This is a genomic window from Sporosarcina sp. FSL W7-1349, assembly GCF_038003045.1.
GTDB lineage: Bacteria > Bacillota > Bacilli > Bacillales_A > Planococcaceae > Sporosarcina.
In genome coordinates this window covers 2,298,192-2,320,323 of sequence record NZ_JBBOOK010000001.1, presented here as the reverse complement: position 1 = coordinate 2,320,323, position 22,132 = coordinate 2,298,192, and the positions used below count along the sequence as shown (strand labels likewise).

19 protein-coding genes are annotated in these 22,132 nt (G+C 46.5%); 10 read left to right on the top strand and 9 right to left on the bottom strand.

Translation table 11 applies throughout. From position 1 onward, the window contains the following. Positions 1-349 precede the first annotated feature (349 nt). Positions 350-994, top strand: a complete 645-nt coding sequence (locus MKY41_RS11270; protein WP_340745101.1) for an OmpA family protein — start codon at positions 350-352, stop codon at positions 992-994. A 243-nt stretch (positions 995-1,237) separates the two neighbouring features. On the opposite strand, the gene MKY41_RS11265 is transcribed toward MKY41_RS11270, so the two are convergent. Continuing rightward, entirely contained in the window at positions 1,238-2,455 is a 1,218-nt protein-coding gene (locus tag MKY41_RS11265) for an EAL and HDOD domain-containing protein (protein ID WP_340745100.1), read from the bottom strand. Between the two features lie 291 nt (positions 2,456-2,746). Between MKY41_RS11265 and MKY41_RS11260 the strand changes: the two genes are divergently transcribed. Continuing rightward, positions 2,747-3,232 carry an amidase domain-containing protein gene (locus MKY41_RS11260; RefSeq protein ID WP_340745099.1) on the top strand — a complete coding sequence of 162 codons (486 nt, stop codon included), beginning with the start codon at positions 2,747-2,749 and terminating at the stop codon, positions 3,230-3,232. Positions 3,233-3,279: 47 nt separating this feature from the next. Here MKY41_RS11260 and MKY41_RS11255 read toward each other — a convergent pair whose 3' ends face one another. Further along, on the bottom strand, positions 3,280-4,125 hold the full coding sequence (locus tag MKY41_RS11255; protein WP_340745098.1) for a DegV family protein: 846 nt from the start codon (positions 4,123-4,125) through the stop codon (positions 3,280-3,282). Positions 4,126-4,286: 161 nt separating this feature from the next. On the opposite strand from MKY41_RS11255, the gene MKY41_RS11250 reads away from it, so the two are divergent. Continuing rightward, on the top strand, positions 4,287-4,874 hold the full coding sequence (locus MKY41_RS11250) for a nitroreductase family protein (protein WP_340745097.1): 588 nt from the start codon (positions 4,287-4,289) through the stop codon (positions 4,872-4,874). Positions 4,875-5,042: 168 nt separating this feature from the next. Here MKY41_RS11250 and MKY41_RS11245 read toward each other — a convergent pair whose 3' ends face one another. Continuing rightward, positions 5,043-6,440 carry a dipeptidase gene (locus MKY41_RS11245; protein ID WP_340745096.1) on the bottom strand — a complete coding sequence of 466 codons (1,398 nt, stop codon included), beginning with the start codon at positions 6,438-6,440 and terminating at the stop codon, positions 5,043-5,045. Positions 6,441-6,659: 219 nt separating this feature from the next. Between MKY41_RS11245 and MKY41_RS11240 the strand changes: the two genes are divergently transcribed. From MKY41_RS11240 to MKY41_RS11230, 3 genes are all read left to right on the top strand, one after another. Beyond that, positions 6,660-7,910, top strand: coding sequence for a hemolysin family protein (locus tag MKY41_RS11240; protein WP_340745095.1), 1,251 nt, complete (start codon positions 6,660-6,662; stop codon positions 7,908-7,910). Between the two features lie 142 nt (positions 7,911-8,052). After that, complete coding sequence (locus MKY41_RS11235) at positions 8,053-8,598, top strand: RNA polymerase sigma factor (protein WP_340745094.1); 546 nt, start codon at positions 8,053-8,055, stop codon at positions 8,596-8,598. Positions 8,599-8,692: 94 nt separating this feature from the next. Then, positions 8,693-10,153, top strand: a complete 1,461-nt coding sequence (locus tag MKY41_RS11230) for a phospholipase D family protein (protein ID WP_340745093.1) — start codon at positions 8,693-8,695, stop codon at positions 10,151-10,153. Positions 10,154-10,240: 87 nt separating this feature from the next. On the opposite strand, the gene MKY41_RS11225 is transcribed toward MKY41_RS11230, so the two are convergent. Beyond that, positions 10,241-10,426, bottom strand: coding sequence for an SE1832 family protein (locus MKY41_RS11225; RefSeq protein ID WP_041073023.1), 186 nt, complete (start codon positions 10,424-10,426; stop codon positions 10,241-10,243). A 24-nt stretch (positions 10,427-10,450) separates the two neighbouring features. Next, on the bottom strand, positions 10,451-11,542 hold the full coding sequence (locus tag MKY41_RS11220) for a hypothetical protein (RefSeq protein ID WP_340745092.1): 1,092 nt from the start codon (positions 11,540-11,542) through the stop codon (positions 10,451-10,453). A gap of 300 nt (positions 11,543-11,842) precedes the next feature. Between MKY41_RS11220 and MKY41_RS11215 the strand changes: the two genes are divergently transcribed. The 4 genes from MKY41_RS11215 to MKY41_RS11200 all read left to right on the top strand — a co-directional run bounded on the left by MKY41_RS11215 (position 11,843) and on the right by MKY41_RS11200 (position 17,580). After that, positions 11,843-13,768 carry a cation:proton antiporter gene (locus MKY41_RS11215; RefSeq protein WP_340745091.1) on the top strand — a complete coding sequence of 642 codons (1,926 nt, stop codon included), beginning with the start codon at positions 11,843-11,845 and terminating at the stop codon, positions 13,766-13,768. Between the two features lie 71 nt (positions 13,769-13,839). Continuing rightward, positions 13,840-14,403, top strand: coding sequence for an NADPH-dependent FMN reductase (locus MKY41_RS11210; protein ID WP_340745090.1), 564 nt, complete (start codon positions 13,840-13,842; stop codon positions 14,401-14,403). A gap of 298 nt (positions 14,404-14,701) precedes the next feature. After that, a complete protein-coding gene (locus tag MKY41_RS11205) occupies positions 14,702-15,304 on the top strand; it encodes a transposase (protein ID WP_340745089.1) in 603 nt (200 codons plus the stop codon). A 110-nt stretch (positions 15,305-15,414) separates the two neighbouring features. Beyond that, positions 15,415-17,580, top strand: a complete 2,166-nt coding sequence (locus MKY41_RS11200; protein WP_340745088.1) for a DNA topoisomerase III — start codon at positions 15,415-15,417, stop codon at positions 17,578-17,580. A gap of 146 nt (positions 17,581-17,726) precedes the next feature. Here the strand turns inward: MKY41_RS11200 and MKY41_RS11195 are convergent, their stop codons facing one another. From MKY41_RS11195 to MKY41_RS11180, 4 genes are all read right to left on the bottom strand, one after another. Beyond that, positions 17,727-18,512, bottom strand: coding sequence for a 2-keto-4-pentenoate hydratase (locus MKY41_RS11195; RefSeq protein ID WP_340745087.1), 786 nt, complete (start codon positions 18,510-18,512; stop codon positions 17,727-17,729). 59 nt (positions 18,513-18,571) lie between these two features. Beyond that, on the bottom strand, positions 18,572-19,582 hold the full coding sequence (gene dmpG / locus MKY41_RS11190) for a 4-hydroxy-2-oxovalerate aldolase (protein WP_340745086.1): 1,011 nt from the start codon (positions 19,580-19,582) through the stop codon (positions 18,572-18,574). A 5-nt stretch (positions 19,583-19,587) separates the two neighbouring features. Then, positions 19,588-20,472 carry an acetaldehyde dehydrogenase (acetylating) gene (locus tag MKY41_RS11185; protein ID WP_340745085.1) on the bottom strand — a complete coding sequence of 295 codons (885 nt, stop codon included), beginning with the start codon at positions 20,470-20,472 and terminating at the stop codon, positions 19,588-19,590. A gap of 103 nt (positions 20,473-20,575) precedes the next feature. After that, positions 20,576-22,111, bottom strand: coding sequence for a 4-hydroxyphenylacetate 3-hydroxylase family protein (locus MKY41_RS11180; RefSeq protein WP_340745084.1), 1,536 nt, complete (start codon positions 22,109-22,111; stop codon positions 20,576-20,578). Positions 22,112-22,132: the final 21 nt, after the last annotated feature.

Sequence of the window (22,132 nt, the reverse complement as noted above, 5' to 3'; positions counted from 1 at the left end):
TCATAAAGTTTCTTGATGTGGTATAATAAGCTTTAAGTACAGTCTAATCAATCATTTCACCCTATAAAAATTTCTGTAAAAACCTACCCTTGGACACTGGCAGTGTGAAGGTCAGGGGTTCGAACCCCCTATGCTCCATATGCAGGAACCGGGTCAAATTAACCTTTGCCCGGTTCTTTTTTTTATGCCTTTTCTCGGCGTTCGGTCAGTGTTCGCTTTTTGTGTGTCCGGACTGTGCCCGATTGATGAAATTGCGAGTAAAAAAGACGCTGAACCAGGAAGAAATGCCCGAATCCTATCCACTCCAAATCCGTATTACATAAAGGAATGGAGAGGAGAGGCGAATCGTATGAAAATGTGGAAAACAATCGGCATTGGGTTGCTTTTGGTATTCATCGCGGCAGGTTGCAGTGCCCAAGAGGACGCGGCTGCCAAAGATGAGGAGCAGGCTGAAGAACCACAGTTTACACCGGGTGAGTTCAAACCGGGAAATTTCAGCCCAGGCAATTTCAGTCCAGGAGAATTTAATCCGGGTGAATTCAACCCGGGCAACTTTAGCCCCGGCACGTTCAAACCGGGGACCTTCAATCCCGGTAACTTCCATCCTAACGTGCAGGTGAAAGTGAAAGAAGAGGAAATTACGGTGGAAGTGCCAAGTGATTTGCTCTTTGATTTTGATCAAAGCGATTTGAAATCGAAAGTGACGGGCATATTGGACCAAGTCAGTGTCGAGCTCAACGAATACGAAGGGGCGCGTGTTTTCATCGCCGGGCATACGGACAGCCAAGGGGAAGATAATTATAATCAGACCTTGTCTGAAGAACGGGCGGCCAATGTGGCAAATTATTTGAGTGGGCTGGTAAACACCGAACATGTCCAGTTTGAAGTGGCAGGCTATGGTCAAACAAAACCGGTCGCCTCCAACGACACGGAAGAAGGCAGAGCCCAAAATCGGCGTGTCGAAATCGTGGTCGAACCTTTAGAGCAAAAGTAAATGGTGATCTGCTCTTGAATTTAAGTATGGGGGTTGTCGGGAATTGGATGAGGTTTCCTAATTTCCACTTGGGATGGGGACAGAGGCGCTTAAATAGCTGACACCATAGGAGCTGTCCAATAAGTCAGTAAGAACTGGCTTTATCGGATAGACTCATTTTTTAGGTTATGCTAGGAAAATCGCACACGGAAAGGGAGCCTCCCTGGACGATTTTCCGGGATTCAGGACAGTCTCTGCGTATGATCACAAAGAAGCTGCCCATTTCAATGCCTCATGATAGAACTGAAACACTTTTTCATCGGAAATCCCGAATAGGGCACATCCGCTTATCATCGCTTCCCAGTCCCCCTTTTCAACCGAGATAGATAATTCAAGTGTATCCCGCAGCGCATTTGAAGTGCCTTTGAGTGCATCGGTGATATCTTCTTGCAAAGGCAAAATATGTAACACTTCATCCATTTCTTTCCCCAGTAAGGCATCCATTAGGGAAAACATGCCGGTGATAAAAAATGCTGATGCTTGTGGTATTTTCATCTGGATAGCAATCTGTTCGCACATTCTTGCCCTGATTAAGCTCAATCGAATGATTTCTTTAAATCGATCATTCTCCGCAAGAACATTTTCTCTTATCGAAAGTACATAAATCCATTTACGAAGTTCATCTAGTCCAAGTAGAACAATAGCCTGACGGATGGAGTTTATCTTATTTTTTTGTCGATACCCCGCCGTGTTAATTAGTTTAAGTAACTTATAAGACAAAGATAGATCCTGCTCAATGATTTTTGTTATGTCATTTATATTTGGTTCGCTTTGAGATAAAAGATTAATAATTCTAGGGTAGTTATGAAAAGACTCGGGAATTTTCCGCGCAGAGACGATGACCGGCTTTGAGAAAAAGAAACCTTGAAAATAGGTATAACCACTTTCAACGGCTTCATTGAATTCCTTCATGGTTTCAATTTTTTCGGCAAGCATTTTTTTCTTATACTTTTGTACCAGCAGCTCTGTTTTCTTCCTTGCTTCATCCGAAGTTCCCTGAAAATCAATTTTAATAAAGTCCGCTTGTTCTATTAACGCATAAGTATATGGGTTATCTGTGTTTATAACAAAATCATCCAATGCGATTTGATAGCCTAATCGTTTAAGGTCTATACAAATATCCACTAATTCTTTCGTTATCTCAATAGACTCCAGGATTTCAACTACAATTTCAGACGGACGGAAGAAAGTGGGGATTCTAAGACAAAGCAGCTTTTCCGTGAAATTGATAAAACATGGTTTGCCATTCGAAAGTTCTGTAATCCCGATATTTAAGTAGCTGTTAATCAAAACATCTATCGTTGCTTGATCGCCATCAATCTCGGAATAAAAGTTGAGCTGACTATTGCGATACAGAAGCTCGTATGCAAAAACTTCCTGATTTCTAGTGAAAATGGGTTGTCTTCCGACAAAAGCCTCCAAATTGTCACCTTCTTTATGAAATATAAGCTGGTTTTCCGTAAAGAAAAAGCATAACTCTTATTTAATTATGTGCTTGAGGTAATTTATCATAAGAAAATCGTCCTTTATTTTATAATTTCAAAGTGTTTTAATAATACAATTTACATATCCGAGTATTTCGACACTATTTTCCTATTTCCTTTTTTCATTTAATCGGTAGGTTGAAATTGTGGAGAAGCTTTTGGAGATAAAATAGGCGAAGGAATGCTATTTCTCTTTTCCTCATAAGATTGGGGGAGGGGGCGATGAATAATGTATAATCGACAAGCGGCGGTGGACTACGCCAATCAATGGTGGAATGGCCGCAACCCGGCTTTTCCCGCGTTCGACGTAGATTGCACGAGCTATATTTCCCAATGCTTGCTCGCCGGCGGGGCACCGATGCACGGATATCCGAATCGGGAACGAGGTTGGTGGATCCAGGGAGGCACCTGGAGTTTCAGTTGGTCGGTGGCTCATTCGCTGCGCTGGTATTTGGCGGGGTCAAAAAAAGGCTTGACGGCGAGGCAAGTATCTTCCGCTGAAGAACTCGACTTGGGCGATGTCATTGCCTATGACTTCCAAGGGGACGGCCGGTTCGACCATTCTACGATTGTCACAGCAAAAGACGGGGCCACTCCGCTCGTCAACGCGCATACCTACGATGTCCGGCAACGCCATTGGGACTACAAGGACTCCTATGCCTACTCGCCAAACGCGAAATACATTTTCTTTAAAATCAATGACCAATTTTCGTAAATGAAAGCTGTTCAACCGGCCGGGTTGAACAGCTTTATTTCATTTATTCAATCAAACCACAAGACAGCCAACGTGCCTTCCCCGGCATGGACGGCGAGCGTCGAGCTGATGTCACCGATTTCCACTTCAATTCCGGGTACTTGCTCGGCAATCATTTGTTTAAGTTGGATGGCCTGCTCCATCACATTCCCTTGCATCAGATGGATTTTCTTTCGGCGGGGGGTATGGCTTTCCACCACGCGATCGACCAAATATTGAAGGGCTTTTTTCTCGGAACGAACTTTGTCGATTGCTTCCAATTCCCCTTTGCTGGAAATCTGGACAATCGGTTTCACCTTCAGCAAACTGCCGAGGAAAAACTGGACGCCGCTCATCCGGCCGCCTTTGTAAAGTTGTTCGAGCTGGCCGATCAGGATGAAGTTTTGGAGAGTCCCTGCCATTTTCTCGAGTCGGCTTTTGATTTCCGGAATCGTAGCTCCATTTTCATGTAGTTCCATCCCTTTTTCAATCAACCCCGTAATGCCATACGACAGGGATAGGGAATCGATGAAGGTGATTGGAAATCCCGCCAACTCCGCCCCTGCCGTCGAAGAGGCAAGCGTCCCGCTTAGTTTGCTGGAGACATGCACCGCAATTGCCTGCTCATATCCTTCGGCAATCTTCCGAAAGCGCTCCGCAAATTCCCCGGCAGACGGTTGGGAAGTTTTCGGAAACTCTTCTGTATCCTTGATTTGCACGTACAGCTGTTCGGGCGTCAAGTCGACTCCATCGATGTATTGCTTTTCCCCGAAATGTATTGTCAACGGAACTGTAAAGAAATCAGGATGTTGCCGAAGATACTCAGGAACATAGGCAGTGCTGTCCACTATCCAGGCAAGCGGTTTCTTTTTCATAAATCGGATCATCCTTTTTCGTCAATTTTGCTTCTATTTTTACTATATCATGAAAAGTAATCAGAATGTCCAGTAGATTAAGAGGCGGAGTGAACGAAGGGGTGTGCGGCCAGACAAAGTACGGTATACTGGAGGGAGTATATAAAAAGGGGACATGAGGTATGAATCAACAAACATTGTCTGTTAGAGAAGCCATTCGGACAAGACGTTCAATTAAAAACTTCAACGGACAGCCGGTGGATCAAGAAGATATTGAAGCGATTCTAGAGGATGCAGTTTGGGCACCCAATCACGGAAACCGTAATCCATGGCGCTTTGTCGTAGCATCCGGAAAACAATACACGGGTTTTTTGGAAGTGTTGCGTGAATACGGCGTCCCGAACTGGAAAGAGCTAACTCCCGAAGACTTGGAAAAGCAGATGAAAAAATTCACTGGCGCCGGCGCGGTAGCCATGGTCATCGTACCGGAGGATGCCCGGCAGAAAGAGCGCCTCGAAGATTTTGCAGCCGCCAGCACCTGTATCCAGAACATCCAGCTGTTAGCGTGGGATCGAGGAATCGGGACATGCTGGAAAACACCGGTCTTCCTGGATCATCCGAAATTACGGGAAGCCTTGGGCGTCCAGTCGGGCGAGCGGATCATCAGCATGCTGCAATTCGGCTACTATGATGAAATTCCGAAAGCCCGTCCACGTAAACCGCTCGAGGAAATCGTCACATACTATGGAAATGCTAGCGAAGAAGAATAAAAACAAGGGGCCGTCCGGGAAGTCAGTGAAAACTGACTACCTGTGACAGCCCCTTTTGTGTATTCCATGGTAGGTCGCGGGGGAGCGCTCATATATGCTGCGCCCGCGCTTATAACTTCCGTTTCGGCGCTCATCGCTTAATACGGGGTGCCAGCCGACCTAGAGAATTTATTTCTTCAATTCCTCGCCCGTTAATCCTGCGATTTCATAGTAATAATCTCCGATGACGCGCAATCCTTTGTCGAAGTTCTCTAAATGGAAGTGTTCGTTTGGCGCATGGAAGTTTTCCGTATCCAGTCCGAATCCCATGAGAACGACAGGAACTTGCAAGAGTTCATCAAATGCGGCGACGATCGGAATCGAGCCGCCTCCGCGTGTGTAGGCGGTCGGCACGCGGTATACCTTTTCATATGAACGGCCGGCCGCTTGGATAGCGGGGTGGTCGAACGGCGTGATGAACGGTTTTCCTTTGTCGAATTCGCTGACTGTCACCGTGACGCCCGCCGGTTTATGTTTTTCGATATGGGCTTTCAACTTCTCGACAATTTCTTCCGGGTCTTGGTCCGGCACGAGGCGGCATGTGATTTTTGTCCCAGCTTCTGCGGGCAATACGGTTTTAATGCCTTCTCCGGAAAAGCCGCCGAAGATGCCATTCACTTCGAGGGTCGGCCGCGTCCACGTCCGTTCCAAATGGCTAAACCCTTTTTCCCCGAATAACTCGGTGACGCCGACTTCTTGTTTCAACGCCTCTTCATCGAAATCCAACGCCGCATACGCCGCCCGTTCTTCGTCCGTCAGCGGCCGGACATTGTCATAAAATCCATCCACCGTAATCGTGCCTTCCTGGTCATGGAACGAAGCGACGATGGATGCCAACGCATGGATCGGGTTTTGGATGCCCCCTCCATACAATCCGGAATGAAGATCGCCTTTGGCACCCCGGACATCGATCTGCACACCGGCCAACCCGCGCAATCCATAACAGACGGCCGGCTGTCCCGGTCCTGCCAAGCCAGTATCCGAAATAACGATGACGTCAGCTGCTAGTTTTTCCTTGTTCGCCTCGATATACGATTCCAGGTTGGGACTGCCCACTTCCTCTTCGCCTTCGATGATGAACTTCACATTAACAGGTAATTCACCATTCTTCGCCATTAATGCCTCGACGACTTTTACATGCATGAACACCTGCCCTTTATCATCACTGGCGCCGCGTGCATAAATTTTATTGTCCCGGATTTCGGGCTCAAATGGTTGGCTCTCCCATAAATTCAACGGATCGACCGGCTGTACATCATAATGTCCATATACAAGAATGGTCGGTTTTCCTTCCGCATGCAGCCAGTCGCCGTACACGACGGGATGCCCTTCGGTTTCATCGATGAACAGGTTTTCAAGTCCCGCCTGTTTGAAGGAATCCATTAACCACTCTGCTGCTTTCCGCATATCCGCTTTATGTTCCGAGAGTGAGCTGATGCTGGGGATGCGAAGAAATTCCTTCAACTGCTCCAGATGCGCATCCCGATTTTCATTGAAATAATTGTCTAACCCATTGATATGATCCACTTCAATCCCTCATTTCACAAATTTTCATGTTTGGAAACAGTATAACAGAAGGAAAGAAGTTAAGTGAGGAGGACAGACTTGACGAGGTTGGTATGGTATGATATTCGAAAGTTCTAACATTAGTTAGCCGACGTTCTAAAGTCTCTGGTGGAACTATTGTACAGAGGCCTATTTGATTAAGTACAGACTCAATTCGAACTTATCCTGGAGGGACTGCCTTTGTTTATCGCGCTCGGATTCTTTTTATTCTTGTCGTTTTTCCTGTCGGGAAGTGAAACGGCCCTAACCGCTGTAAATCGAATGAAAGTCCAGTTCCGGGCGGATCAGGGGGACAAGCAAGCGATCCGTCTGCAACGACTCATTTCAAAACCGGATCGCATGATCACTGCGATTTTGATCGGGAATAATATTGCCAATATTATGATGCCGACTATCGTCACGATGATTGCCATCGACAAAGGGGCCAATGTTGGAATATGGACAGGGGTGCTGACTGTCATTTTGATCGTTTTCGGAGAGGTGTTGCCAAAGACCATCGCCGCGACGTTTGCGGATCGTGTCGCGTATGTCGTTGCGCCGACCATCAGTCTTATCGTTAAAGTCATGACTCCGATTACCGCCTTGCTGTCCATGTTCACCAATCTTTTCATCCGCATCATTTCGAAAGGTACAGTGACGGAGGCGACGTTGACAAAAGAGGATCTTCGTTCGTTAGTGGATATCGCTTCCATTGAAGGGACGTTTGAACAAGATGAATCCCTTCGCTTGAAAGGGGTGCTCGACTTTCCGGAGAAAGACGTGTCGGACGTGCTGGAGACGCACCGTACGGACATTGTCGGCCTGTCGATCGACTCCACTTACGAGGAAGTGCGGGATACGATCTTGGAGCATTCATATACCCGCTATCCCGTGTATGAGGAAAGCATGGATGCAATTGTCGGGGTCTTTTATTCTAAAATGATTATTAGCTGGTCGTTGGAGCCGGACCGGAAGCTAGGAGAACTGATCGACCGAGATCCACTCTATGTCGTCCAATCTTCCAGTGTCGAACGTGTTTTCAAGCTGATGCTTTCGAAGAAAAAGCATATGGCGATCGTATTGGACGAGTATGGCGGGACGCTCGGTATCGTGACGCAAGAGGATATCATCGAGGAAATGATCGGACAAGATATTGAGGACGAGACGGACCAAGAAGAGGAAGAGCTGGTCTATGAAAAAACGGACACGATGCTCATCTGCCACGGGCGGCTGGAAATTGTCGATGCGATGGAACTGATGGATATTGAACTGCCTACCGATAATGAAACCTTGGGCGGATTTGTCCTGCAAGAGCTCGGCCATCTTCCCGAGCCGGGGGAACGCTTTACGTATGAAAATCTGCGCTTTGAAATTGAAGAGATGGATCGGAGCCGAATTTTGCGAATGAAGATCACGATCAAGGAAGAGGAAAATGAGACGCCGGCCACCTGAAAATAAGCGGATCCAATGTTCTGTTCACTTATTTTTCAACATGCTTACAAGTTTGTAAGCCAACTGAAAGAGAATCCGATGGTTTGTAATCTCCGTATTGCCGATAATGGTATCAACAGTAAGAATACGGGGGCGCTACAATATGAACCAGAATTTGAACGAACTATATGAAGAATACGGACGATACATATATCACCTATGCTTGAAACTAACCCGCAACAAAGAAGAAGCGGAAGATCTGATGCAGGATGTTTGGGTGAAAGTCGTCCGCTACAGTGGACGGATGGCGGATGTCGACCATATGAAAGCCTGGTTGACGACAATTTGCATGAACACATTCCGTGACCGATACCGGAAAGACGTCAGACGCAGCAAACATGTGATGAATCAACCCGAAACACTCGATGTGCCGCTGTTGGACTTGGTGGAAAGCGATGGACCGACACCACCTGAGCTGCTGGAACGAAACGATATTCAAGTACGGGTACAAGAAAAAATCAGCGAGTTGGATCATATTTACAAAAAAACGATTGAATACTTTTATGTCTATCAATACTCTTTGATGGAAATTGCAGAAGTGATGAAGGTGTCGATCGGCACAGTGAAATCCAGACTGTTCCGAGCCAAAAAATACTTGAAAGAAATCCTTATGGAAGACAATACTGTTCGCGACTATGTCATCGCGTAAACACAGCCCAACTGCGGCTGTGTTTTTTGTTTGCAAGTTTCCGAGTCAGGGAATCTATGAATGACAAATGGCAACGCAGAACGGGGTTGGAAGGATGACAAAGACACAGAGGAAACGCTTTCGGAATTATGCAAAGCCGATTGTAATTGGAATGCTGCTGCTCTACGGATTGCTCTATATCGGGGTCATCGTATGGCATACATATAAACCGTTGCCGGACGGCATTTCCTATGAAGGGGATTTACATTTCACAGACCACGTGGACATGTTCACGGACTTGACGTACGCCCAGAACGAGGACGGCGATGGGATGGCGCATGAGTTGTCGATTTTTGAAGAAGTCTATAAGATGGTGGACGAGGCGGAGGAATTCATCGTCCTCGACTTTTTCTTTCTCGACCATCATTACGATGAAGATGTGGACTTTCCGAAAATTGCACAGACGTTGACGGAGCGTTTGATTGCTAAAAAAGAAGAGAATCCCGGAGTCCGTATTGTGTTCATTACCGATCCGGTCAATACGGGATACGGTTCATATGAATCGGAATGGTTCACCAAAATGGAGAAGGCTGGAATCGAGGTCGTATATACCGACTTGGATCCACTTCGGGATTCGACTCCAATCTATTCGGGGTTATACAGGACCCTGTTCCGCTGGGGGGATCTCGAGAAGAAGGGATGGATCCCGAACGCAATGGCAAGCGAGGCGCCTGAAATGACGCTGGCTTCCTATATGAAATTGCTGAATGTGAAGGCAAATCACCGGAAGACGTTCGTTACGGAAAAAGCGGCTTTGGTCACCTCCGGCAATCCGCATGACGCGAGCGGTTTCCATGGCAATGTCGCGTTGAAGGTGGAAGGCAGCGTTTTGAATGATATTTTGGAGGCGGAGGAGGCCGTTCTCGCTTATACTAACGGAGGTTCGTTGCCGCGGGTGAAAGTCGAGGAGCCGGCGGACGGGGATTATGCAGTGCAATATATTACCGAGAAAAAGATCTTTGATGCGTTGCTTCATGATATTCGGATGACGCAATCCGGTGATACGATTCGGATGGGGATGTTTTTCATAGCTGAACGGCAGCTCGTCAATGCGCTAGTCGACGCGGCGAACCGCGGGGTGCACGTGGAGATGATTTTGGATCCGAACGAAAACTCTTTCGGAAATGAAAAATCCGGTCTGCCGAATCGTCCCGTCGTGCAAGAGATGGTGGAAGACACGGATGGAAAGCTGGAAGTCCGCTGGTATAACACGGTGATCGGTCAATATCATACGAAATTGGTCGTCATTCAGACGGCCGAGGAAACATACATTACGAACGGTTCTGCGAATCTGACGGAACGGACACTGGATAATTATAATTTGGAGGGGAACTTGCGGGTGATTGCCCCGAATGACAGTGAATTGGCCCAAGAGCTGGACTCCTATTTTCATAGGCTGTGGGAGAACGAGGATGCCATGTATACGGTGGATATGGAAAAATATCAGAATGAGTTCACGTTTCTCCAACGAGGCATCTATTCATTGCAAAGTTGGCTGAAGTTGACGACCTATTGAAAAGAGGCTGTCCGATAGGGATGGCCTCGTTTCAATCTGTATATCCAATGTGGTCGACTGCGGAGCAACCTGTCCCGCCCGTATCCATCAAGAAAATTGGGCTAGTTGTTTATTCAGCTCGGCCAGCTTTTCTTCCATCGCTGCCAAGCGGGCTTCGGCTTTTTGGACGGATTGGTCGTTCCCGGTGGATTCGAGTTTCTCGATATCTCCTTGGAGATTCACATAATCCATCTTCAATTCGGCAATTTCGGATTCTAATTGGCTTTTGTTCATGATAGGAGCCCCCTCATTTTTCTTCTAGTGTAGCATATGGGAGGTCTCTATGCCTGTCGAACCGCCGATATTGCGTTTCGGATATTCCAAATAGTAACGGATGGCTTCGCATACCGCATCCTTGCCGTCGCCGAGTCCGAGGGACAGTTGTTTGGCCACCGCTTTATGGCGGAGCGTTTCATGGAGAAGAGGCTCCATCACGGCATTTAACAATCCCGATTGCTTCACTTTACGACCGAGCCCGAGGTGGATAAAACCATGCTTTTCTTTTGGGAAGGCGAGTCCGAGCTCAAAGTCATTTTGCGCCAGGACGACGCAGGGAATCCCCATTACGGCGACTTCGTAAGGCATATAGCCGGATGAACAGAGTACGACATCTGCCGTCGAACAGACTTCGGCAAAACTGTACGGAGGCAAGATGATCTTCGTATTGCGACGGCTCAAGGCCATAATCCGAAGCGTGCTAATATCATGACTATAATGCTCGCCGACGAGAATGGTTATTTTTAGCGGAATCTGAAGCTGCAACATATGGCGCAAAGCCCTATACGTCAAGTTCCCTTCATCTTCATCCCCAAACGAGATGACAAGATGGGGAAGCGGGCCCGCGGATTTCTGCCGAAGCCCGATCTCTTTGAATGAATCAACCTCTTCATCCGGAAAGAAGCTCGTCGTCCCGACGACATAATGGTCCGGCACCTCTTCGTTGGAATCCATATACAATGTTTGAAAGACAAGATCCGCCCAATTTCCCCCATCGCCGAAATCATCGAAGTGGATGATGGAGGGAACGAGTTCTGTAATCTTTTCCGCATCTTCCTGGGTTGTCGATCCGCTATCGCGGATTAGGAGATCGGGCTTTAGGACGGCCAATGTCTGGGGAAGGGCGGTTTGGCCGAGAATAGAGATGCTTCGGAATCCGTCCGGTGCCGGGGGGGAATCCTTCCCGCACAGGAAGACGATTTCCGTTTCTTGCTGCAGCGCGTGTGCGAGCATCGTGGCTCTGCGTTCGGGATAGGAGCCTTTTCCATCCGAACGCGCAATATAGAATGCGATCCGTTTCTTTTCTTGTCCGCTTATTGGAATCACCCTTTCAAGGAATATCTTAGATACCATCTCTTCACGATATGTGAACGAATAGGCAACTATGCTCCTTAAAGGAAAGTCAGTTCTGTTCATCCGAATTATAGCTGTGAGGTAGAGGCGTTTTTCTAGGTGAAAAATCTATATTCCGGTTGGCTCCAAGCTGCTCGAACCCCTTCGTGGCAGGCTTTTCGTCAATTGTTGGAGAAGGAGGGAGGGAGTATGGTACACTGGCATTATTTCGTTTGCCTTGCTGAAAAAGTTGAGACGGTTGTCGAAGCGGAAAGCTGGAGAGTAGGATAAAACGAAAACGGCAAGATCTGGGGGGATTCCGTGTTTGATTCGATATTGTTTGATCTGATGCTGATCATTTTGTTAGGGATTTTATCGCAGTGGATGGCTTGGAAATACCGGATGCCGGCGATCGTCATCATGTCGGTTGCAGGTCTATTGGTAGGTCCGGTTTTCGGGTTGATCGACCCGCAGGAAAGCATGGGTGAGCTGTTCGGGCCGATCATTTCATTCGCGGTTGCAATCATTCTGTTTGAAGGCAGTTTGAATTTGGACTTCCGGGAAATCCGGGGTTTCAGCAAGCCGGTCGGCCGGATTGTGACGGTGGGGGCGTTCATCGCTTGGATTGCCGGTTCGCTCGCCGCCCATTATTTGGCAGGACTTTCTTGGGCCGTTGCTTTCATTATCGGTGGGCTTTTCATTGTTACGGGGCCGACTGTCATTTTGCCTTTATTGCGGCAGGCGAAGTTGAAGCCGCGTCCCGCTGCTATTTTGAAATGGGAAGGAATCGTAGTGGATCCGTTCGGGGCGCTGCTGGCTGTGTTCGCGTTCGAATTCATTAAATTCCTGAATAGTGAAGTGACACTGAAAGCATTGCTTCTGTTTTTTGCCGCTTCCCTATTCGCCGTCCTTCTTGGCTGGGGGGCTGCCCGCATCATTGGCAGTGCGTTTGAACGCGGCAGCATCCCGGAGTTTTTGAAAGCACCGATTCTGTTCGTCGTCGTCATTTTCACATTTGTATTGTCGGATGAAATCATGCACGAGACGGGCTTGCTGGCTGTGACAGCGATGGGGATGACGATGGCCAATATGCGGTTGACGACACTCCATGATGTGCGCCATTTCAAGGAGAATATTTCCGTACTGTTGATTTCAGGAATCTTTGTCATGTTGACGGCGTCTCTTGACCCTCATGTGCTCATCGAAATCTTCAACCCGAATATTATACTGTACGTACTTGCGATGCTGTTCATCGTCCGGCCTTTGTCAATTTGGATTTCGACCATTGGCACCGATTTGAATAATCGGGAAAAGCATTTAATTGGCTGGATTGCGCCCCGGGGTATCGTGGCGTTAACCGTTTCCGGTTACTTCGCGACCATTCTGCTGGAGAACGGCTATCAGGATGCAGAATTGCTGACAGCCTTGACGTTTGCGCTCGTCTTTTCAACAGTTGTTTTGCATGGGTTTAGCATCGGCTGGTTGGCGAAACGACTGAATTTGACTACGGCGGACGAATCGGGAGTACTTTTGGTCAGCGGCACTCGGTTTGCGGCTGAACTGGCGGTCTCCATCAAAGAGACGGAGAATGCCGTGATGCTCGTCGATCGATCTTGGGCAGGGCTGTCCCATGCGAGGAAGCGTGGATTGACTAGTCATGTTGGGGATATCTTATCGGAACAGATTGAATACCATTTGGATCTGACGCCGTATCGGTATATGCTGGCGATGACGAAGGTGGATACGTATAACGCGCATATTTGTGCGGATTTTGCACCGGATTTAGGACGTGAGCATTTATTCCAGACGGCCTTCCATGTCGGGAAAGATGTGGAGTCGTTCAATATTACGGGAGGGCAAACGCTTTTCACGCCTGCCATTTCCATCTATGATCTGGAGGAGCGGATGGATTCGGGGCATGTCATCCGCAAGACGTTGATTACAAAGCAGTATAGTTATACACAATATTTGCGGGAGCGGGATGATACCTCGATCCTTTTGTACATTCACCGGGCGGACGGATCGATCGAGTTTTATTCGCCGAATTTCGAGTTGCAGGCGCAGGCCGGGGATGCGGTCATTGCCCTGACATCGCCGTTCAAGACGATCGAGCGCGTCAAAGACCGGTTGGCAGCGGAGAATGGGGAGGACGCGGTTCCTGTAGAGGAAATCGAGGACTTTTTCACGGAAGAGAAAAAGCCGGGAAAACCGAAAATTCCGGGCGAAGCGCCACTTTCCCAGCGCTAGAAGTTGGTTTCTGGGATAGCGGACCTTTTTTCTGATACGATAGGGAAGGATTAGGAAGGAGAGGGTTCGAGTTGAAAGTTTTGTTTGTGGACGGGACCATTATCGGCAGCAAAACGGGTGCAGTACTGGAAACAGTCCGGCAATATATTGAAGAGACCGGCTATGGCTACAATCTGGAACTACTCAAATTGGCAGATTACGACCATCAATTCGTCGATGGTCGCCCTGCGAATGCATATAATGATGACATGCAGAAGCTGGTGAAGAAGTTCGAAGAGGCGGATGGCTATATTTTAGCGACGCCCATTTTCCAAGGGTCGATACCGGGTGTGTTAAAGAATACTTTTGATTTGCTCCACCCGCACACATTACGGTACAAACCAGTTTCCATCGTGGCGAACGGCGGCACGTATCAGCATTATTTAGTGGTCGAAAATCAGCTGAAGCCGATTTTGGATTACTTCCGTTGCCTCGTCACACCGAATTACGTTTACACCCATGCCAGCCATTTCGATGAAACGAATAAGATTATTGATGAAGATGTGCACAACCGCTTGCGCGAGTTGGCAAGAGTATTCGTCCAATATGCGGAAATGAGCAAGGTATTGCCTAAAAAAGCATTAGATGAACAATAACCAAAACCCGCCTGGTCATTCTCGCCAGGCGGGTTTTTGGGTTGTGTACTCGGTGCGGCGGTTTGGTGCCAGGCACTCACACAAATTGGACACTATTCAGAAAACTATGGTGGACTAGCCGTTGATTCTGGCATATCAAAATAAAGTTTTGAGGCCGCATTTCCTTAGGAAATTCGAATTTGAGTATGTGTTTCCTCAAAAAGTAGGTTCAAAATACAATTATCTAATTTTGTATGAAATTGACACATTATGCCCCTTCCTTTACGGTGTTCGAAAAGGGGAAAGGAAGAGGACGTTGGTGCGAAAACAGAGAAAGTGGAATCCGAAATTTTTCGATCATGTCGTCATGCGTGGAAATAATCGGCAAGATATATTTCTTGATGGGAGGGATGTAGCGGCATTTTTTCGGGTTCTTCATTACACTTATGAAAAGTATCCGTTTACGATTATTGCCTATTGCATCATGAATAATCATTATCATCTCCTCATCCGTTCACCAGAAGTACAGCTTAGTAAAGTGATGGCTTATATAAATCGGCGTTATAGCGAGATGTTCAAGAAAAAATATCAGTATACAGGGCACCTCTATGAAAGTCGTTATTTTTCGGTGATGGTTATCACCCCTCGATCGCTCTTGAAAGTCAGCCGCTATATCCACCGCAACCCAATCGACACGAAAACCCCAATGGTGAAGCGGATGGAAGATTATCCTTATAGCTCATTTTATCTTTATAAAAATAGCAGCAATGCACCGTATCCATTTCTGGACCTGGAATACCTGCCTACACTCCTATATAAAACACATGAAAAGACATCCGATGCCTATTGCTCTTATTGTGAGGAGGAGAAGGACAGTGAAGTACCCAATTCAGAGGAGAATGAAAAACAGTCCATGTTATAATAAGAATTACTGGCAGCTTAACTTTATAAGTAGTATCAATTGTGCGAACAAACATGATTGTTTAAACAAACACGTTTGTTTGGGTGCCTGGCACCAGAAAGGAGATTTTGATGTCCAAATCTGTAGTATTAGCTGAAAAGCCATCGGTCGCCCGTGATATTGCGCGGGTGCTCGGTTGTCATAAAAAAGGAAATGGGTTTTTGGAAGGAAATCAATACATCGTCACTTGGGCGCTTGGCCATTTGGTGACGCATGCCGATCCGGAGGGCTACGGGAATGAATATAAAGAATGGAAGCTCGAACATCTCCCGATCATTCCAGAACCATTCAAACTGGTGCCGATTCGTCAGACGTCCAAGCAATATAACGCGGTGAAAGCCCTGCTTAGACGGAACGATGTCAAAGAGGTGATCATTGCAACAGACGCTGGTCGGGAAGGGGAGCTTGTCGCCCGCTGGATTCTGGAGATGGCGAAAGTCCGCAAACCGATCAAGCGGCTCTGGATTTCCTCGGTGACGGATAAGGCGATCAAGGACGGGTTCAATCAATTGAAAGACGGTCGCCAATATGACCATTTGTACGAAGCGGCTGTTGCCCGGGCGGAGGCGGACTGGGTGGTCGGCATTAATGCGACGCGGGCGCTTACAGTGAAATACAATGCCCAGCTCTCGACAGGGCGTGTCCAAACGCCAACTCTTGCCATGATTGCGGAGAGGGAGAGGCAGATCCGCGAATTCCAGTCGAAATCCTATTACGGATTGCAAGCGTTGACAGAAACAGCAAGGTTCACTTGGCATACGAAAGCGGGCCAGACTCAGTCTTTCGATAAAGAAGTCGTTGAAAACGTCCTTCACAAGCTGGACGGGGTTCATTCCGGAAAGGTGCTTGATGTGAAATCAACTCCGAAATCACAACCCGCTCCGCATCTGTTCGATTTGACGGAATTGCAGAAGGAAGCCCATCGCCGCTGGGGCTGGTCGGCGAAAGAGACGTTGTCTACGCTTCAAAATCTATACGAACGTCATAAAGCGGTCACCTACCCACGGACCGACTCAAAGCATTTGACGTCCGACATGGCGGGGACGCTAAAAGAGCGCATCAGGGCAGTCGATATCGGACCGTACCGGAAGTCGGTCAATGCGCTGCTTCGCTCCAATGCCACGAAGCCGCAAAAAGGTGTCATCGATGACAAGCGGGTGTCCGACCACCATGCCATCATTCCGACGGAGGAAACACCGATTTTGCAAGACTTATCCGACAAGGAGAATCGCCTGTATGACCTGATCGTCAAACGGTTTTTGGCTGTCTTCTTCGGCGCGTTCCGTTATGATCAAGTGACGGTAGAACTCGAGGCGGGCGGAGAAATGTTCAAGGCGAAAGGCCGGACGATCACGGACGAAGGTTGGAAAAAAGTCTATTCGACAGACGAAGAAGAAGCGGACTCCGATGCGCTTCCGCCTTTCCAAAAAGGCGACGAAGTGAAAATCCGAGCGATTGTCATGACGGACGGACAAACGAAACCGCCTGCCCGTTTCAATGAAGGGACGTTGCTTGCGGCAATGGAAAACCCGGTGCAATTCATGGCAGGTGAATCGAAAGACCTGATTAAAACAATCGGTGAAACCGGCGGACTCGGGACGGTAGCAACTCGGGCAGATGTCATTGAACGGCTTTTCAGCACTTTCGTCATCGAGAAGAAAGGCAACGACATCTACACGACATCGAAAGGCCGCCAACTGCTTGAACTTGTTCCGGAAGATTTGAAATCACCCGCGCTGACGGCAGAATGGGAGCAAGGGCTGACGAAAATCGCAAAAGGTCAAATGAAAAAAGAGGCCTTCATGAAAGACATGATCGATTTCTCCAAAAAGACCGTTAGCGAGATCAAAACGGATGATAAGAAGTTCCGTCATGATAATGTGACTGGGAAAACATGCCCTGACTGCGGCAAACTGTTGCTGGAAGTGAACGGCAAGCGCGGCAAGATGCTTGTCTGTCAGGATCGGGAATGTGGACACCGCCGCAACGTCTCCACATTGACGAACGCCCGATGCCCGGTGTGTAAAAAGAAGCTGGAATTGCGCGGGGAAGGCGATGGCCGGATTTTCGTTTGCAAATGCGGACACCGTGAAAAACTGTCCGCCTTTGAAAAACGACGGGCCAACTCCGGAGGTAAGAAAGCCGACAAGCGGGATGTGCAAAAATATATGAAGAAACAAGAAGAGCCTGTGAATACGGCAATGGCGGATGCATTGAAGAAATTATTCGAAGAGTAAGTGACAGGTCGACCGAAAGTGCGTTAATGGGAGTTAATAACAAATTACGTAGACCTGTCGAGATATTTTATCTATCTCGACAGGTCTACGCACAGTACTTTGATGGATGGTTCAATTTCAAATATCCAACAGATGATTTAAAATTCCTATTTTGAAAATTGCACAGTAGCTTCGCCCAATGTTGAGAATTTAGCAACAAATGTATCCCCGGGCTCCGCCACAACTGCAGTAGATAGTGCTCCAGATAAAATGACCTCACCGGCTTTTAATGAGACACCATATTCGTATAATTTATTAGCAAGCCAAGCTACACACAACGCGGGATCACCCAACACGTCAGTACCTTTGCCTTCATTCACGATTTCGTTATTTTTTAACAGTTGCATTGTTACACTTTTTAAATCAATTTCGTTGATAGTGACCTTATTGGAACCGAGGACATATAAACCACATGATGCGTTATCCGCCACGGTGTCGATCAGATTGATTTTCCAATCTTTTATTCTACTATCTATAATTTCAATTGCGGGTACAACGTAATCTGTTGCACGCATTACCTGTTCGATCGTCACGTTGGGACCAGCTAAATCTTCTTTTAATACAAAGGCTATTTCGCCTTCAATCTTTGGCTGGAATAACGTTCTTAAACTTACTGCCCCTCCGTTCGGGATTTCCATTGATGCCAGTAAATGGCCATAGTCAGGTTGATCTACACCAAGTAAACTTTGCATAGCTAACGAGGTTAAACCGATTTTTTTCCCCGTTATAATACTGCCTTGATCTACAGCAACTTGGATTCTGTGCAGTTGTATTGAATACGCATCCTCAATAGACAGATTTGGAATTGTTGAGGAAAGAGCTTCGATTTCCTTATGATCTTGATAAGCCTCGTCTAATAATAGAGTAGCCTTTTCTATTGAAGCATTCGTCATGATAAGCATGCACTCCTTTCAAGATTAGGCTTCCTAATGTTAGAAGCATCTCTTTAGTGTTAGTCATTTGAATATGCCTTCAAATCAGCTGCAACCTCTAAAATTATATCTTCTTGTCCGCCTACTGCTTTTCGCTTACCAATTTCAATTAAAATATCACGTGAATCAACTCCAAATCGTTCAGCCGCTTTTTGAGCATGAAGCAGGAAACTAGAGTATACCCCTGCATAGCCAAGTACTAAACTGCCCCGAGTGATCTCTTGAGGCTGCGGTAAAATTGGTGCTATAATTTCTTCTGCCACATCCATAATTTTGTATAAATCAATTCCTGTTTGAATACCCATTTTATCCAATACACTGACAAGCACTTCTGTCTGTGTATTCCCGGCACCCGCACCCAAGCATCGAATACTTCCATCGATACGTTTAGCACCTTCCTGAATGGCAGCCAACGAGTTAGCCACTGCCAAAGATAAATTGTTATGTGCATGGAATCCGATTGGTACACCAATTTCCTGTTTAAGTGCCCGGACACGATCAGCTACTTGATTGGGTAATAAAGCACCTGCGGAGTCCACGATATAAACTACATCCGCGCCGCCCTTTTCCATTATTTTCGCCTGTTCAACGATTTTAATCGGATCAGCCATATGCGACATCATAAGAAAACCGACTGTTTCCAGTCCTAACTCTTTTCCTAAATGTAAATGCTGTAAGGATACATCGGCCTCTGTTACATGCGTTGCCACCCGTAACATAGAAACACCTAGCTGAGCAGCTTGCTTAATTTCTTGTTTTGTTGCTATACCTGGTAATGAAAGTACCGCAATTTTTGCCTTTTTCGCTGTTTCTACAGCCGCTTCAATTAATTCAAATTCATTAGTTAAGGACTGCCCATATTGAATGGTAGATCCTCCTAAGCCATCTCCGTGTGCGACCTCGATATACGGAATATTTGCCTCATCTAAGCCATGCACCGAACGCTTTACTTGATCGACAGTAAATTGATGGCGCATGGCATGACTCCCGTCACGTAAGGCTACCTCTGTAATAATGACATCACGTTTCATCGCTGTTACCTCCTACTCATGATAGAATCTGACTTTGCCCATTCCTCGGCAATTTTAACAGCAGCAGCTGTAATAATATCCAGATTTCCAGCGTAAGCAGGTAAGTAATCCGCTGCACCGGCAACTTCAAGGAAAATTGAAATTCGATTTCCTTCTATATACGGGCTAGCTTTTAAACGATACCCGGGCACGTACTGCTGCACTGCGCGTTCTGTTTTTTTAAGAGCAGTGTATAACGCATCTTCATCTGATATCTCTTGCCTTACTGTCAAATGAATCGTATCGTTCATCATAATAGGCGGCTCAGCCGGGTTTAAAATAAGAATGGTCTTACCACTTTTCGCACCACCGACCACTTCAATTGCACGGGATGTCGTAGCGATAAATTCATCAATATTTGCCCGAGTAGCCGGTCCAGCACTTTTGCTGGCGATTGTAGCTACAATTTCTGCATACTCTATATCATATAATTCAGATACTGCATGAATCATTGGAATCGTTGCCTGTCCGCCACAAGTAACCATATTGACATTGTCTGTGTCTAAATGATCGTGGAGATTCACAGTAGGGACGGTTAATGGGCCGATTGCAGCGGGGGTAAGATCAATCATTCGCTTTCCAAAAGCTTGTACTTGTTCCGCATGCTTTATATGGGCATAAGCACTCGTCGCATCAAAAATAACATCTGCAAGCTCCGGTGTCTCTAAAAATCCATCCAGTCCTGTATCAATGGTTTGGAAACCGGAATCTCTTGCCATACGCAAACCATCAGAATCAGGATCAATTCCGATTACCGCTGTCAACTCTAGAGTAGGCGAACGTTGAATTTTTTTCATTAAGTCGGTACCAATATTGCCAGAGCCTAAAATAGCTACTTTTAACTTCGACATTATAAACTCCCTTTTGAAAATTATTTCCGGTGTACTTTTAAGTAATGCATACAAAACAGTTTTTACGGACCCTTAAAAAGAGTCCGTAAAAATTAAAGCTATCTTAAAACTTTTTTGAACTGACATCATCATTATTGATCCATGTACTATCTTTCCAGCCGTTCAAGTCATAATCGTTCATACATGTTTCAACAAACTCTTTTAAGCTATCTCCAAGCGGGGATTGGTTGGCAAAATTATAGACGTCCATACGAACCGCCTCATGATTTCCGGAGTAGTTTCGTTCATAAAGCTCATGGCGACTGCCAAACTCACTGCCCATCGCATCCCAAAGTAGTTTAATTAATTTATTTCGTTCAACGGCATCATAGCCATTTGACCCTCGATAGAATTTGTCCAAATACGGTCTTAGATCAGGGTGGCTAAAGTCTTCCGCGCTCGACGGCTGCACGATTAGCCCGCCGGCTACTACTTGTTGAATAATATCCTTAACCCGAGGCCATGCAATGGCATTCATAATGCGTGAGGTAGTTGCTACATTAATATTAGGCAAGTATACACCGCCCGAAGAAATATTCGGCTCACTTATCATCGCTGTCGACATTGACCAGAAAATTTGTCTCCAAGCCAGTACTTCTCCAACTTGGGCTTGTACGCCTCGGAATGTATTCGTACCGGCGGCTTCAACGGCTTTCATCAGCAAACCTGATACAAAATCAAGTTTAACACCCATTCTTGTACTTGCCTGAAGCATAGCTCTGTTTATATAGCCCGTAGCAGGAAGGAAATTATTTGATTTTTCGACGTCTCTATATACAATTACGTTTTCCCATGGGATTAATACATTATCAAATACAAGAATGGCATCGTTTTCATCGTAGCGGCTTGATAATGGGTAATCAAAAGGTGATCCCGTTTTAGCTGCTGCCATTTCGTAGGAAGGACGGGAAATGATCTTTAATCCTTCGGCATTCATATCAACGAAAAAGGCTAGTGCATATTCCTCTTTTTGAACAGGCTGAAATTGAGCTACAAAGGTATAATTCGTGAGCATACTACCAGTTGCAACCATCTTCGCACCATTGACAACAATTCCTTTGTCTGTTTCTTTCACTGCTCGGATATTAATATCGTTTTCGTGCACTGGTTTGTTCCGATCTACCGGGGGATTGACAATTGCATGATTGAAGAACCATACTTTTTCTTGTGATTCCTTATACCAAAATTCGGCGTTTTTCCTGTACTCTCCAAAATATTCGGGTGTATCGCCTAAACCTGCGAGAAATGTTGCCTTGAAATCTGGAGTTCGACCCATATATCCATAGCTTAGCCGATTCCATTCCGCAATCGAATCTCTCGCTTCTACAAGCTCTTGCTGACTGCGGCTTGCCCGAAAAAATTTGTGGGTAAAACCGCCGGAACCAGTATCGGTTTCCGTTGTGAGTTTCTCTTGATACGCCGGATCATGTAATGCATCGTATAGTTTGGCCACACTTCTCACAGAATTTCTGAAAGCGGGATGTGTGGTAACATCCTTCACTTTCTCTCCATAAATATAAACATTTCTTCCATCCTTCAATGATTCCATGTATTCGCTTCCAGTTAGCGGCGAACGTAAATCCAAACGTACTTCCGTCATAAAAATCGCCTCCATTTTTTG

Coding starts and splice junctions, on each gene's coding strand:
- MKY41_RS11270 (WP_340745101.1), top strand. CDS start 350: ATGAAAATGTGGAAAACAATCGGCATTGGGTTGCTTTTGGTATTCATC.
- MKY41_RS11260 (WP_340745099.1), top strand. CDS start 2,747: ATGTATAATCGACAAGCGGCGGTGGACTACGCCAATCAATGGTGGAAT.
- MKY41_RS11255 (WP_340745098.1), bottom strand. CDS start 4,125: ATGAAAAAGAAACCGCTTGCCTGGATAGTGGACAGCACTGCCTATGTT.
- MKY41_RS11250 (WP_340745097.1), top strand. CDS start 4,287: ATGAATCAACAAACATTGTCTGTTAGAGAAGCCATTCGGACAAGACGT.
- MKY41_RS11235 (WP_340745094.1), top strand. CDS start 8,053: ATGAACCAGAATTTGAACGAACTATATGAAGAATACGGACGATACATA.
- MKY41_RS11230 (WP_340745093.1), top strand. CDS start 8,693: ATGACAAAGACACAGAGGAAACGCTTTCGGAATTATGCAAAGCCGATT.
- MKY41_RS11225 (WP_041073023.1), bottom strand. CDS start 10,426: ATGAACAAAAGCCAATTAGAATCCGAAATTGCCGAATTGAAGATGGAT.
- MKY41_RS11220 (WP_340745092.1), bottom strand. CDS start 11,542: ATGGTATCTAAGATATTCCTTGAAAGGGTGATTCCAATAAGCGGACAA.
- MKY41_RS11200 (WP_340745088.1), top strand. CDS start 15,415: ATGTCCAAATCTGTAGTATTAGCTGAAAAGCCATCGGTCGCCCGTGAT.
- MKY41_RS11195 (WP_340745087.1), bottom strand. CDS start 18,512: ATGACGAATGCTTCAATAGAAAAGGCTACTCTATTATTAGACGAGGCT.
- dmpG (WP_340745086.1), bottom strand. CDS start 19,582: ATGAAACGTGATGTCATTATTACAGAGGTAGCCTTACGTGACGGGAGT.
- MKY41_RS11185 (WP_340745085.1), bottom strand. CDS start 20,472: ATGTCGAAGTTAAAAGTAGCTATTTTAGGCTCTGGCAATATTGGTACC.
- MKY41_RS11180 (WP_340745084.1), bottom strand. CDS start 22,111: ATGACGGAAGTACGTTTGGATTTACGTTCGCCGCTAACTGGAAGCGAA.